The organism is Oceanobacillus caeni, assembly GCF_019037185.1.
Classification (GTDB): domain Bacteria; phylum Bacillota; class Bacilli; order Bacillales; family Amphibacillaceae; genus Oceanobacillus; species Oceanobacillus caeni.
In genome coordinates, this window is sequence record NZ_JAHHXM010000009.1 from 45,617 (window position 1) to 60,749 (window position 15,133).

At 36.2% G+C, this 15,133-nt stretch carries 11 protein-coding genes; 1 reads left to right on the forward strand and 10 read right to left on the reverse strand.

Going from position 1 to position 15,133, the window contains the following annotated elements:
- Positions 1-17 precede the first annotated feature (17 nt).
- From KM885_RS07460 to KM885_RS07485, 6 genes are all read right to left on the reverse strand, one after another.
- Positions 18-395 (reverse strand): RidA family protein, encoded by a 378-nt coding sequence (locus KM885_RS07460; RefSeq protein WP_047185140.1) that lies wholly within the window; start codon positions 393-395, stop codon positions 18-20.
- Between the two features lie 58 nt (positions 396-453).
- Positions 454-1,083, reverse strand: coding sequence for a lysozyme family protein (locus tag KM885_RS07465; protein WP_047185141.1), 630 nt, complete (start codon positions 1,081-1,083; stop codon positions 454-456).
- 109 nt (positions 1,084-1,192) lie between these two features.
- The gene (locus KM885_RS07470; RefSeq protein ID WP_204798373.1) at positions 1,193-2,536 is read right to left on the reverse strand and encodes an MATE family efflux transporter; all 1,344 of its coding nucleotides are present in this window, start codon (positions 2,534-2,536) and stop codon (positions 1,193-1,195) included.
- A 140-nt stretch (positions 2,537-2,676) separates the two neighbouring features.
- Positions 2,677-4,695 (reverse strand): TRAP transporter permease, encoded by a 2,019-nt coding sequence (locus tag KM885_RS07475; RefSeq protein ID WP_216883737.1) that lies wholly within the window; start codon positions 4,693-4,695, stop codon positions 2,677-2,679.
- Positions 4,688-5,218 carry a DUF1850 domain-containing protein gene (locus KM885_RS07480; RefSeq protein WP_060668628.1) on the reverse strand — a complete coding sequence of 177 codons (531 nt, stop codon included), beginning with the start codon at positions 5,216-5,218 and terminating at the stop codon, positions 4,688-4,690. Before KM885_RS07480 ends, KM885_RS07475 begins: the two co-directional genes overlap by 8 nt.
- Before the next feature lie 127 nt (positions 5,219-5,345).
- On the reverse strand, positions 5,346-6,356 hold the full coding sequence (locus KM885_RS07485) for a TAXI family TRAP transporter solute-binding subunit (protein WP_047185145.1): 1,011 nt from the start codon (positions 6,354-6,356) through the stop codon (positions 5,346-5,348).
- Between the two features lie 324 nt (positions 6,357-6,680).
- Here KM885_RS07485 and KM885_RS07490 point away from each other — a divergent pair, with 324 nt between their 5' ends.
- Positions 6,681-7,958, forward strand: a complete 1,278-nt coding sequence (locus KM885_RS07490) for a hypothetical protein (RefSeq protein ID WP_216883738.1) — start codon at positions 6,681-6,683, stop codon at positions 7,956-7,958.
- Positions 7,959-8,101: 143 nt separating this feature from the next.
- Here the strand turns inward: KM885_RS07490 and KM885_RS07495 are convergent, their stop codons facing one another.
- The 4 genes from KM885_RS07495 to KM885_RS07510 form a co-directional block, all read right to left on the reverse strand.
- Positions 8,102-11,278, reverse strand: a complete 3,177-nt coding sequence (locus KM885_RS07495; protein WP_216883739.1) for a DEAD/DEAH box helicase — start codon at positions 11,276-11,278, stop codon at positions 8,102-8,104.
- 274 nt (positions 11,279-11,552) lie between these two features.
- Positions 11,553-12,737, reverse strand: a complete 1,185-nt coding sequence (locus tag KM885_RS07500; protein ID WP_216883740.1) for an MFS transporter — start codon at positions 12,735-12,737, stop codon at positions 11,553-11,555.
- A 979-nt stretch (positions 12,738-13,716) separates the two neighbouring features.
- Positions 13,717-14,298: a superoxide dismutase family protein gene (locus KM885_RS07505; RefSeq protein ID WP_216883741.1), complete on the reverse strand. Its 582-nt coding sequence runs from the start codon at positions 14,296-14,298 to the stop codon at positions 13,717-13,719.
- Positions 14,299-14,429: 131 nt separating this feature from the next.
- The gene (locus tag KM885_RS07510; RefSeq protein WP_216883742.1) at positions 14,430-14,948 is read right to left on the reverse strand and encodes a DoxX family protein; all 519 of its coding nucleotides are present in this window, start codon (positions 14,946-14,948) and stop codon (positions 14,430-14,432) included.
- Positions 14,949-15,133: the final 185 nt, after the last annotated feature.

Genomic DNA, 15,133 nt, shown 5'->3' on the forward strand with positions numbered 1-15,133 from the left:
CAAATCCCCTCTATAAGTTATTTAGTGTAGGCTATGACATCCATTTCTACCAAAACATCTTTAGGTAAACGACTGACCTCAACTGTTGCTCGTGCTGGATATGGCTTTTCTAAAAAACTGCCATAAATTTCATTCACTTTCGCAAAGTGATCCATATTTGCTACAAAAATGGTGAATTTCACTACTTGTGAAAAACCTACCCCAGCTTCTTCTAGAATAGCTTTTAAATTTTTTAATACTTGTTCTGTTTGTTTTTCAATTCCTTCCACTACTTCACCAGTTTCAGGATTTATAGGAATCTGTCCAGACACATAAACAAAATCCCCTGCTTGAATCGCTTGTGAATATGGCCCAATTGCTGCTGGTGCATTTTCTGTATGTATTTCTTTTACCATTTTTTCATCCTCCTTTTAGTAATAGCTATATATATTTATACTACCAGTTTCTCATTCCTTATTCCAAATCTAGCCCTTCCTTATATTCCATAACAGATTGAACATAATAAATATCCCCATAACAAGCATTGTATTGCTTTGCTTCTTCCCTCAAACATGAATAAATAGATTTATCAGAAGCATTTTCGTACATTTTTTGAGAAAAATCAATGGCTATCTCTTCTGAGTAACTTCCCGTTTCTTCTAAGACATAATTTATAAAACCTCTGCCAAAATTATAGGACTGAACAGCTAATTCTAGATCCCCTTTAGCATCGTCTAATACTTCGGAAAAGTAATAGACTCCTTGTTTAATAGATTGTTCAGGGTCCTTTATGCAACCTACCTTTCCGCAGTAGCTTTCAGAAGATTGCATAGGATCATTACCCCTTCCGCCAGATTCTTGCATCATGATGGCTAGTAAAACATCTATATACGGGGTTACACCATACTCTTTTGCATACTTTTCCACAAGTGGACGATAGTCTTGAACTTCTTTTGTTATTTGTGGATAACTTTCCTGTGGATTAGTAAAGTTAGCCACATCATTCTTCGATAGAATAGAAACAAAGCTCATGACGCCAAATAACACAACGCAGATGAAAAATACTTTACCGATTGATTGCTTCGTCTTTTTATTACGTTTCATACTTTCACATTTCCTTCTTCTTTTCTACTAAAACACTATTTATCCACAGCTATACTTACTTATGCACAATAATTGATAAGTTATCAACAATTTGTGTACAGGTGTGTGATTATTTACTCGTTTCAAACAATTCCTTTTTCCGCCATTTTCCGTAACGGAAGTACATAAAAGCAAATACACTACTTATTAGAAAACTCGATCCCATACCAAGCGCAATACCTATTTCTCCAAACAGTTTAGATAAAAAGGCTGTTAAGGGGAACCGCAAAATCCAAAAGGAAATTATATTTAATACTAACACTTGATACATCGCACCAGCAGCACGTACAATTCCATTTAAAACGAAATTAATTCCCAAGAACGGATAACATAATGCAATAATCTGTAAGTACATTTCCCCAAATTGTACTGCCGTATCATCACGTATAAATAATTTCATCCCAAATTCCGCAAAAAATAAAACAAGAACTCCAACAAATAACATAATGGCAAAGTTATACAAAACACTATATTTAGCTATTTTACTTACCCTATCCCAATTCTTCATTCCAATATTTTGTCCAGCCATACTCGTTACCGCTGCACTTAATGCGTGAGCCGGAAGTAACAGTAAACTATCAAGTCTTTGTGCGGCACTAAATCCAGCAACTACACCGGAACCAAATGTTGTTACGACACTCATAATAGCAGCAGACCCGGCGGATATGACGGCCATTTGTAATCCAGATGGAATACCTAAATGGAAGATCAACCGTGCCTCTTTCCAGGAAGGTAATTTTGGTAAGGTAAATGGCGCGAGCTTTCTTTTTAAGACATAAACAAGCCCAATAAGAAAGGCAAATCCTTGAGATGTGATAGTTGCAATCGCTGCACCATCCACACCCCAATTAAAAACAGAGATGAACAATGGGTCCAATACGACATTCAGTAACACCGCAATCGTCACAAAGTACATTGGGGTTTTACTATCCCCTATAGCACGAAGTACCGTACTAATGAAGTTGTATCCAAACAGAAATAAAATCCCTAGAAAATTTATACGTAAATAACGATTAGCCTCTTCCATCATTACTTCAGGTGTACCTAATAGAGACAATAGCCCATCCGTAAAAATAAAACCCAATATACCTAAGACTAATGCCATGGCAGTTATAATGACTACAAATGCATTTAAATAACTTACCAATCCTTCTTCATTATCACGACCTTTTTGCTGAGAAAGAATCGTTAATGCTGCATTGTTTAATCCAATAATAAAAGAAAGAACTGTAAATATAATCGTACCGGAAACCGCTACAGCACCTAAAGCATTAGCTCCAAGTAAATTCCCAACCCACAGACTATCAACAAATTGGTAGGACGTTTGCAATAAGTTGGCAATTAGAATGGGACCAGAGAAACCAATGAGTTGCTTTAAAATATTTCCTTGTGTAAAATCATACTGCTTTTTCATTCTAAAAGCCTCTTTCTTTTATATATAGGACACTACGAATCTATTTGTTATTACTACTATATCAAAAATACGTAATAGTCTCTCGCCAAAAAGAGAAAAACTCGGCATTTTAAAATCAATGCCGATTTTTCTAATGCATATTAAGCACTTACCATTTTTTCCTTATCGTTATCCTTATTTTTTGTCATAAATTGAATTGCCACTAAGACAACAAATATTCCAAAGCCTATAAAATCTGAATACCCTTCTGGATAGATTAACATCAATCCTGCAATAACCGCAATGATTCTCTCAACCCAGTGTAGTTTACGGTACCAGTACCCAATTAACCCGGCACCAATTGCAATCATACCGATGATTGCGGTGATTAATGATATGATTACTGCCCCAGCGGTTGCATCGATCATCAATAGGACTGGATTTAATATAAACATATATGGAATAATATATGCTGCAATCGCAAGCTTCGATGCATTTAGAGCTGTTCGTATTGGCTCTCCACCAGATATTCCCGTTGCAGCAAATGCAGCTAAAGCAACAGGAGGTGTTATATCTGCTACAATACCGAAAAAGAACACAAACATATGTGCAGCTAAAATAGGAATCATGACGGGTAATTGGTCGTTTAATGCAATAATAGCAGGTAGAGCAATGGTTGAAGTAATGATATAGTTAGCGGTTGTAGGTGAACCCATTCCTATAATTATGGATGTGATCATCGTGAACACTAAGGTTAACATTAACTGGACCTCAACTGAATTTGCAAGTGTACCTGCAAGATCAACTAAACCATTCCCAAGTTTCAAACCTAATCCGGTTTTAGTTACAACACCAACAATAATACCCGCACAAGCTGTTGCAGCTGCAACACCTAAAGCTGTACGTGCGCCATCCGTGAGCGCAGTAATAATCTTGCCAAACGTGAATTTACCTTCATGTAAGAACATATTTGTATCTTTACTAAACATACTTACAGCAATGGTAAATAGGATCCCATAAATTGCTGTTCTTTCAATACTAAAGCCAGCAAATAAGAAATATACGATAGCGAAGATTGGTACTAATAAATAAACCTTCTTCCATACTTCTTTTCTATCTGGCATTTCCTCTTTGGAAAGTCCCGTTAAGCCCAATCTCTTTGCTTCAAAGTGGGTCATAATCCATATTCCTGCAAAGTAAAGGATGGCGGGAATCGCTGCCGCCTTTGCAATATCCCAATAAGGAACACCAGCAAATTCAATCATTAAAAATGCAGCTGCCCCCATAATTGGCGGCATAATTTGCCCACCAGTAGAGGCTGCGGCTTCTACTGCACCAGCAAAGTTTGGTTTATATCCTAAACGTTTCATCATTGGAATCGTATAGGATCCAGTTGTTACCGTATTTGCAACGGAACTTCCAGAAATCGTTCCATTTAATGCACTTGAGAAAATAGCTACCTTTGCAGGACCACCAACACGACGCCCAGCTATTGCAATAGCTAAATCATTAAAATATAATCCTACACCGCTTTGGACAAGGAATGCACCAAATAGCAAGAATAAAAAGATGTATGTGGAAGATACTTGTAACGGTGTACCTAAGATACCCTCTGTTGTAAAGAACATCGTATTAATTAATTGACCTAGATCAAGTCCTCTATGCGCTAGCATTCCTGGCATATACGGTCCAAAATAAGCATAAAGGAGAAATATAATTGCAATAATCGTTATTGGAAGACCTACTGCACGTCTTGTAGCTTCAAGAACGAGTAATATAGCTATACCGCCGATAATCATTTCGGCATTATCAATACCACCTACTTGTTGTACTAGCTTATCGTAAAAGACAGGCCAATAACCTGTAACAATGATAGATAAAACAATTAAAATCCAATCATACCAAATAACTCTATCTTTTTTCATTCCACGCTTAGCCGGGAATAGAAAATAGATAAGTGATAAAGCAAAACCTAAGTGAATCGTTCGTTGAATATAAGCTGTGAATACTCCGAATGCACCAGTATAGAGTTGGAATAGTGAAAATGCAATTAATCCGATGAATACGATCCAACCCGCAGCTCCAGTCAGTTTCCTTGTGTTTGATTCCACATCATACTTTTCGAGCAATTTCTGTTGTTCTTCCTCTGTTAATTGCTGATTTTCCTTTTGTTCACTCATGAATCTCCACTCCCCCCATCATTTCCCATAGTGAAATACTTTTTACTTTAATCGTAAACCAAGCCCCAGGCTCAAAGTAATCATTGAACCAAACCATATGTTGGTCTTCATTATCTTTCGTACCCCAAACAAGGCGGTTTTCGGATACAGTTTTTCCATTACGTACTTTTATTTCCGGGAATACATTATCCATATTCTTTATATGATACTTTCCATCTTCGTATACAAAGGTCTCCCCTTCTTCAGCATTAGATGGCATCCCGATTCCAAATTCTTCATACACAAACTCATACTGTTTTATTTCTAAGTCTTTAGTTACTTTATATTTTTCAACGACATCTGTTAAGTGAATAGAATGTTTAAAGATTATTTGGAAAGTATCTCCTTTTTTAATAGGCAAAAAGGCTTCGATATTAGGTGTGTTTTCTTTATAAAACACTAATGCCGTTCGAAAGGGAATAAACAAAGCAATGATTAAAATTAATAGCATTACGAAGGAAAGAAGTAATCTTTTATATTTCATTAGACTGTCCACCTATTCGATTCCTGAATATGTATAGAGGAACGAAACGGATTATAGTAAAAGAATGCCGGCAGCAAACACCTATATCAACAATAGGATTGACAGCCGGCCATTTAACTAATTTATATTACTCAAGTAATCCCGCTTCTTTAAAGTACTTCTCAGCACCTGGATGTAAGTCAACATCAATACCATCTAAAGCGGATTCTTTCTTAATAAACTCACCTTTAGAGTGAGAAATTTGATCTACATTCTCATAAAGAGCTTTTGTAATGTCATACACTACATCCTCAGAAAGAGAATCGGTAACCGCTAGCATAGCAAGTACAGCTACTGTATTTACATCCTCTTCAAGTCCATATGTTCCTTCAGTAATTGTATCTGCTGCATAATATGGGTATTTTTCCACCAATTCATCTATTTTTTCTTGTGCAATAGGAACGATACTAACGTCTGTAGTAGCCCCTAAACCTTCTACAGCACCAGTAGGAGTTCCAGCTGTAATAAATGCCGCATCAATATTTCCATCTTGAATTCCACCAGTAGACTCACCGAAGTCTAGGTTTTGAGCTTTAATATCATCCATTGTTAATCCGTGAATTTCTAAGATTTGTTCTGCATTAATATAAGTTCCGGATCCCGGCGCACCAACAGAAACAGTTTTACCTTTTAAATCTTCTACTGATTCTATACCTGAGTTAGCATTCGTAACAATTTGAATAGTTTCCGGATACAATGATCCTAATGCTAGTACATTATCAACTGGTTTCCCATCAAATGCGTTTATCCCCTCAACCGCATTTGCAATAACGTCAGTTTGTACAAATGCAAGTTCTGCTTCCCCTTCTTGTAGAGAAATCACATTATCTGCAGAAGCATTTGAAGATACAGCGTCTGTTTGAATTCCTGTTTCATCTGTAATGATTTTCGCCATTTCTCCACCTAGTGGATAATATGTACCACTAGTACCACCAGTAAGCATACTTAAGAATTTTGGCTTTTCTGCCGCTTCATCATTTCCTGAATCAGATCCCGCGTCAGTTGTTGAAGCGCTATCATTACTGCCACCACCACATGCAGCTAAAAATAATGCCAGTACTAAAAGCATGGCAACTGACAAGAGTGTTTTCTTTTTCATAAAAACAATCCCCCTTTTATTTTTATAAAACTTACCAACCTTATTCTATTATACTCCAATTATAATTGTCAAATAATTCCCCATTTATGTACTGTTTGGAATTTACAATTTCCAAATCATTTATAGTTTATATGAAGGTACCTTCTTGACAATATTATGAAGATTCAATATGATAATAACAATGGATTATTAGTTCATTATCTGTGATAGTACCTATCACTTTTACAAGATGTTAAATAATAATTTTAATAGCTATTCTACAACTTACGAATTCTTCCATCATAGTATATCTATTATATAGTTAGAAAAGGAGTAATAAATGCTATGAACGTAAAAGCTGCTGTATTTGGAAGAGAAGAATCCATTGTAAAATTAAGCGAGATTGCCAATAGAGAGAATACAATTGAACTTGTCCCATTTACATATAGGAACGAAAGTGAAACAGCCGAATTAATTGAAAGGGCTTTCATGTGTGGTGTTTACATTTTTACCGAAGCTCTCTCCTCTTTATATGTAAAAGACAGAATTAAAAGAAAGCGGTTACCTACCGTTTTTGTACAACATGATGAGCATATGACTCTTATAAATCTATTCTTGCAAAGGAATTCTGGATATTCTCTAAATCGTTTCTCCATTGATATCGATAACGAAAATGTAGTGAAAGAAGTTCTTCGCGATTTAAAGATTAACAATAATGAAATCTATATCTATGATTACGGGCTAAAAACAGATCCTTCCGTTGATTCCATCGTTGACTATCATTCCAAGCTTTGGTCGGAAGGAAAGATTGATTATGTTATTACTTCGGTTAAAAGTGTTGTCGACAAATTAAGAATAATGAATATACCAGTTCACTCCATGGTAACTCCGGAAGCTAACTTAAAAAAGGTGTTAGAACAAGCAAAATCTATCATTCGATTCGATTCAAACATCGGTGCACAAGTTGTAAGTGGGCATATTCAAATTAAAGATCCAAATACGATTTCTAAACAGAAATTAAAAGAAGTAATGGAAAAATTATCAGTGATTCTTGAGAAGTTTAGTAAAAAAACCGATGTATCCTTCTATCAGGTCAATGATCATGAAATTATTCTTTTCGGTACAAAAGCACTAATACACCATTTAACCAATCATTATCGTGATTTTCCTTTACTTAGAGAAATTAAAAACGATCTTAAAGTACCTATGAATATTGGGTATGGACTAGGGCTAACTGCCAAGCAATCTAGTATCAATGCGAAGATTGCTCTTGAAACATGCAATGGAGCAGATGACAGCAAATGCTATATCGTAAATGAAAGGCAAGAAGTGATTGGGCCGATTGGGGTTAAAAAGGAATTCGATGCATCCAAACTATATCACGCGCTTATTCATAAAGCTCGATTAAATAACGAACTATCCTATAATTTTATTGACTTTATCCGTACGCGAAATAATGAACCATTCTCCTCCAATGATATTGCTAATTATTATAAAGTGACAAAAAGGAGCGCAGAAAGAACAGTTAATAAACTATTAAGTGGTGACGTTATCCGCGTGTCAGGAGAAGAACGCCCATACCAAAAAGGAAGACCGAGAAAACTATTTACCTTAAATCAATAAGCTAAAGGCCAGATTCCTAAAGAATCTGGCCTTTGAAATTTAACTGTAGCGAGACTGTTTCCATTTCCGTTCGTCGCTACGAAGCATAGGAGGTGCGAGTACAGGACATCGTGTTCTTAGACTGTAAGGGGCTTACGCTTTTCTTATATGCTTAACAATTCCCGAACGTCATCTTCGCTTAGACTGGATAACATCGTCTCACCTGGTTGAATGACTTGGTCGATTAATTCACGTTTCTTCTGTTGTAATTCATAAATCTTTTCCTCAATCGTACCTTCCGTAACAAGCCTTATTACCTGCACGACATTTTTTTGTCCAAATCGATGAGCTCGACCAGTCGCTTGATCTTCTACAGCAGGATTCCACCACAAATCATATAGAATAACCGTATCCGCTCCCGTAAGATTTAATCCCGTACCACCAGCTTTTAAGGAGATTAGGAAAATACTCTTTTCTCCGTTATTAAAACGTTCACTCATTTCTACTCTGTCTTTCGCATGGGTTTGGCCACTTAAATAGAAATAATCAATATCTTCTTGATCCAATCTTTCCATAATGATTTCATGCATACTCGTGAATTGCGAAAAGATTAACATTCTACTCCCATTCGAAATAGTTGTTTTTACCGTCTCCATCAGTTGTTCTAATTTCCCCGATTGTCCTTCATAGTTTTCAATAAACATGGATGGATGACAACAGATTTGTCTTAACCTTGTCAGTCCCGCCAATATCTTCATGCGGTTCTGATTAAAACCACTTTTTTTTATTGTTTGAGCAGCTTCTTGCTGAACTTGCCTTAAATAACCAACATATAATTCTTTCTGATCTTTGGTTAACTCGGAGACATGAACCGATTCAATCTTATCAGGTAATTCCTTTAATACATCTTTCTTCAAGCGACGAAGAATGAACGGTCTTGTAATCATAGCGATCTTTTCATTGGATAATTGCTTAAAATTCCGTTGATTAGGCATTAATCCCGGTAGAATAACCTGAAAGATAGCCCATAATTCGTCAATTGAGTTTTCAATCGGGGTTCCACTTAGAGCAAATTTTCTAGTTGCCCGAACCTCACGTATTGCTTTTGATGTTTTCGTTGCGTAATTTTTAATATATTGCGCTTCGTCCAAAATCAGTGTTTGAAACGTCATTTCACGATAAAGTTCAATATCTTGTCTTATCGTAGCATAGGAAGTAATCCAAACATCCATTCCCTTTAACTCTTTAATCTTTTCCTTCCGCTCCCCGGGTGTCCCCGTCATAATAGCAACATTCAAATCTGGGACAAATTTTTCAAACTCATTTTTCCAATTATAGACTACGGAAGACGGGGCAACAATTAGGTGTGGACCTTCAACCACTGGTTCAGAAGCTATATAAGCAATACTTTGTAAGGTCTTTCCTAGTCCCATATCATCAGCAAGAATACCTCCAAGGTGATAATGACTTATTGATTTAAACCATTGAAACCCAGTTAGTTGATATTCCCTTAATGTAGCATGGAGGTTTTCTGGTAAGTCATAAACCTGTTCTTCAGGAGATTTTAGATGATGTAATAATTTACGATAAGAAGAATCGTATCTCTTATCGGTTTGGATTAATTCATCTAATTGCATTCCCCGATAAACAGGTACTTGGATATTCCCGTTATGGATATCTTGTTTCCCAATATCCATATCCTCTAAAAGTTGCTTAATAGAAGTAAACTTGTCACCTTCTAGAGAAAGTAGCGCTCCATCAGGTAATTTATAATAGCGTTTCTTTTCAATCACAGCGTCTAAAATCTTATTAATCTCTGAATTGTCCACTCCACCGATGTCAAAACCAATTTCTAATAAATTCGAGGATGACTCTAACCTGACATTTGTACTAGGGATTGGGTCTGTCTCCATTAGCATGTCGCGAATAGACGATGTTAAGAACAATTCCACATTTTGGTCTAAAAGTGGCATCACATAATAAAGGAAATCATACATATCCTCTTCATCCGCCGTATGGATATATAGTTCCTTCCCATTATAATGAAAATTAGCATGCTCAATAAGTTGCATAATATCTTGTTCTTTTTCCACATCACGAATGATGATAACATCGCCTTGTTTTCGTCCATTAAACGGATCAATCATGTGCTCACCATAATGATATTCCAATTTACCCGTGATCACATCGTCATTCATCTCTAAATACATTTTTGCTTTTAAAGGATATTGAATAATTTCAGAACGGACTTTTTCTGATGTTTCTACCTTTCCAACCTTTTTTAGGGATGGTAATACTTCCGATACAAATGTATCTGCTTGTTCCTTCGTAATCGGTAGTTTTAAATCTTCCATTCCAAATCCAATCATTTCTTGTACAATCGGTATTTGTTCCTTTTTAGGAAAGTAAAATGTCCCTTGAGCAAATAACACTTCATAAGAGCGGAAGTAAATTGCACCTTTCACATCTTCCATTGTTAACATTAAATCGTCATGAGTATTTTTTGTTAAGGAAAATTCAAAAGGTAATGCCTCTTCTTCAATACTTATATTCGTATATACTTCATTTCCAGATTCTACTTTAAAGTCTCGTTGATATAATTTCTCCAGAAGGGTCTTAAATAGAAATGGTGGAATGACGATATTTCGTAAATCATTCATATTTCCTTGATAATGATAGAACCGGAATCCTTCATAGATTTCCTCGTTCTTACGAATGGATTGTAGCATTTCAAAAATTTCTAGATCTTGGTCATGAAAATAATGTGTATCCGAACTATATGTGAATTTCTTCGTGAAAAAGTGCTCTCGATTCTCTAAAGCATCGGAGATAAATTCGTATGCATCCTTCACCACATAACGATGATTAATACCCGCCTTTAATTCAATTAAAATTTGATTATCATAGGACCATTTACAAATGTATTCTACATGCATTGGTATTTTTCCGGTTACTATTTCTGAGTATGCATTAGAATGGGTAACCGAAGTAATTCTCTCCATAAACCGTCCAGTTAATTGATAATCATAATTTTTTGTAGGATTCGAATTACCTTTTTCTTTATTAGCAATCGTTAATAAAGTTGCAACAATATGTTTACACGATCCAAATGTATCGAATGCTGGACAATCACAATACGTATGAACGAAGCCTTTGTCCATTTCTTTCATATCTATTTCAACAAAGTAATCCTCAGACCCATGAACAACTGCCGTCCAAACTTGATAATTAATATCATATAAGAGGTCACTTACTTTATTCTCTTTATAATATTGTAGCCCCCGCCTGTAAATGACAGATGGAAATAACTTTTGGAGATTAATATCACTAAGTCTTTTCAAAACATTAGTAACCTACCTTCTAAACTGACATCATTACCTTTATTTTATACGAGTCCAATGTTTTTTGAAACTTTTCCAACCTAAAATCCTATTATTACCAGGATTGGGGAATCTAGTTAGGATTATACCTGTTAGCTAGTATAGACGAGTACGCTATCAACTTTTCAATATTTTTTTATCCAACCTAAACGTGCAGTAAGATTCCCACCTCAAGCTTGCTGGGAAAAAGGAGGTAGGTGGGGGATGAAGGAACCCCCACTGATGGAAGCCTTCTTTATACTTTTTTTCTTGCCTTTCTATAAAGATAAACATATAAAACCATAGATAAAATGACAGAAAAAGCAGATGTTATATAGATCACTTCGTAACCAAATATTGCAATTACACCGAAAATAATGGCACCACAGCCAACCCCTAAATCAAAGAAAGAGAAAAATGTAGCGTTCGCCATTCCCCTCCTCCTATTATTCGCCTTTTCAACTGCCCATGCTTGGAGGGCTGGTTGAACACCACCAAACCCTAATCCATATAGGGAAGCAGCAATTAAAAGCACCATCGTGTTTGGAAGCCATGCTAATAAAAGCATTGCTAAAAAAATAAGGAATGTTCCTGGTAGAAATACATAAAAATGCCCTTTTTTATCATAGAGTTTCCCTGCAAACGTCCTTGAGGCCATTAGAAAAATAGCAAAAAAGAGAAAATAAAGTTCAATTCCCTTCACCCCATTTTCAAAGGAATGTAAGGGTAAAAATGTAGTAATACCACCGAATGAAAAGGTGATGAAAAACAGGAGAATAGAAGGTTGGATTGCTGTTTTCTCAAAAATATCAAATTTTATCGTAGTCGTTTTATGTTCGGATACTTCAACTTTTTTATAATGAATTTTAGATGCTAATAATAATGCAACCAACCCGAATGCTCCACATAATAAAAATAACTGTGTAAAGGATATTACTCCGACAAGGGTTAAGCCTAAGGATGGCCCAAAGGCTAAAGCTATATTTCCAGACAATCCAAAATAGCCTAGACCCTCCCCGCGCCGATTAGGAGGAATAAGGTCTGTCGCAACTGTACCACCTGCAGTTGTAGAAAACCCCCAACCAACACCTTGGATAATACGAAGAATAATTAACACGAGCATGCTGAGAGCAAAAGCAAATCCGCCAACAGAGAAAACAAAGATAATTAACCCTAGTAAATATACAAAACCTCTACCTTTTGATTCCAGAATATGACCAGCATACGGACGGATTAATAAAGCAGAAAATGTGAAGATCCCAACAATTATTCCTACTAACTGGTCACCCCCACCAAGTTCCTTCACAAATAACGGAATGGTAGGTAACGTCATTTGGAATCCTAAAAAAACAAAAAAATTGGCCATGCAGACTAATAAAAAGTCACGTGTCCAAATTTTACCCTCCTCTTTTAATTCCAATCCCTTCGATAAAGGTTCCATACATGCCACCCTCTCTAAAGACGGAAAGTTCATTTCCTCGAGAGACTCAAGCGGTTGCTATAAGGTTTTTGCGAATACTTTAGCCACAATTATACAGATAGAAGATTTGATTTCTTCTATCTGCCACTAGAGAAAATGAACTGTCTTTAACTATATTCTGTTTTTGTATATATTAGATACCCATCATCATTATACACAATTTTGTATTTACAATAAAGTCCAGGTATTCAGAATAATTTGTTATAAATTAAAATTGCACTGCTTGATAATTAACAGGTACCCTATTCGGGAGCAATACACCCTAAGATTTAAAACGGATATTTCAATTACTATTCCACATCTAAAATGTCGGCGATTTTGTGAGTTAAAAAGTAAAAGATTCTTGTCACGGACAAAATTTCCCTTCTTTGCGCTTCAAATGGCCGTGAGATCTCTTGTCACGGACAAATTTACTACTCTTTCACCTCAAATGGCCGTGAGAACCCCTGTCACGGACAAATTTACTACTCTTTACACCTCAAACGGCCGTGAGATCTCTTGTCACGGACAAATTTCTTACTCTTTGTGCTTCAAATGGCCGTGAGAACTCTTATCACGGACAAATCCACTACTCTTTGTGCTCCAAATGGCCGTGAGACCCCTCATCACGGACAAATTTCATATTCTTTGTACTTCAAACGGCCGTGAGAACTCTTATCACGAACAAATCCACTACTCTTTGCACCTCAAATGGCCGTGGGAACTCTCGTCACGGACAAATTTACTACTCTTTGTACTTCTAATGGCCGTGAGATCTCTTGTCACGGACAAATCCGCTACTCTACACACCTCAAATGGCCGTGAGACCTACAAAATACCCTTTCAATACTCAATTTGTCGTTATTCATTATAAAGTATAAATAGCAGAAGCAAATTCTTTTACGAATTGCTCTGCTATGGAATGGTTCTGTGATTAACTTTACTTTAAAAGTAGCGCTGTTTATTCAATTACTCCACACGCAATTCTATCTCCCGCATTTCCTGCTGGCTGGGAAACATAATCATCTGGATCCGAATGAATGACCAAAGATGTGCCACCTTCTTTAAGTAAGGAGTTTTTCTTCTCTTTTTCCAAGGTGACCATATCTGCCAACGCCTCTATAGAAAGCTTACCATTTGCTCCTACATTGATATTCTTTAAATCACCCGCATGTGGACCTTCTGGGTTTTCAAGTCCATGCTTTTTACCTGTTGGATTAAAGTGCGCTCCCGCAGATTCGAATGTCGGAGCAATACATGATCCATTTTCGTGAATATGAAACCCATGCCCACCAGGAGGTAAATTTTCCCCTTTAATCGAAATATTTACTCCACCGGATTCTGACTCCACAAGCGATGCGTTAGCAACCACTTCCCCATCACTATTTTTCAGGTCAACAAGGACATTTTTATTAACCGTTGAATTTACTTCTTGATGTTCTGGTTCTTGTGAATTCTGGTTTTCTTCCTTATCTTGTGTTGTCTGATTACAAGCCATTAGTACGGTTGATGTAAGAAACATTAGTAAAATAAAACGCTTCATGGCAAAATCCTCCATCTATTTTTAATACCATTTTTGCCATGAAGCATTTTTTTAAACAGAATGGGAGTAAATTCACTTTTCAATATATTTATACCAAAAGAACTAGCCCCTTTTTACAGGGCTAGTTCTTATTATACAACTACAACTTCTTCTTTTTTGACTTTGTTTTTTCCAAATGGAGTGTGGTCTTTTATGAATGGAATAACCCATCTATCTAAACCGTAACGTCCTGCGTTGAATCCTGCTACGATTAAGAATACGGTGATTAATACCATTTGTGCATTTGTGCTTACTGTTCCACTGAATAAAAATGCGAAGTTCATCGTGATACCCATTAATGCTGCGAAGTTAGTGAAAATACCTAAGATGAGTGCTGTACCAACTAATACCTCGCCCCACATAACTAAGAAACTAAATAGTTCCGCATTTGGTAGTGCTACCACTTCTAAGAATGTCGCCCACCAACCTTGGACTGCTGGATGCTCTCCACCCGCACTAGCTATCGCGCCTTGTAAAAAACCACTTGCATCAAATCCGCCACTTGTTAATTTACCAATTCCCGCCGTTATCCATGTATATCCAATATAAACTCTTAATACCGTTAAAATCGCTGCTACTATTTTATTATTGCGAATGAATTCCATAATCATGTTGATCCACTCCTTTATTTTATTGTTCAATGTTTCACAATATATTGTGTGTTTCTTATTACATTTTCATCATACAATCATTCATTACTTTTGGAAATGTGTTTGCTCACTATTTCACAATTAGGTCACAATGTTTTGAACAAAGTATGAACAATAATTTTGATACTTTTTGAAACCTATCCACT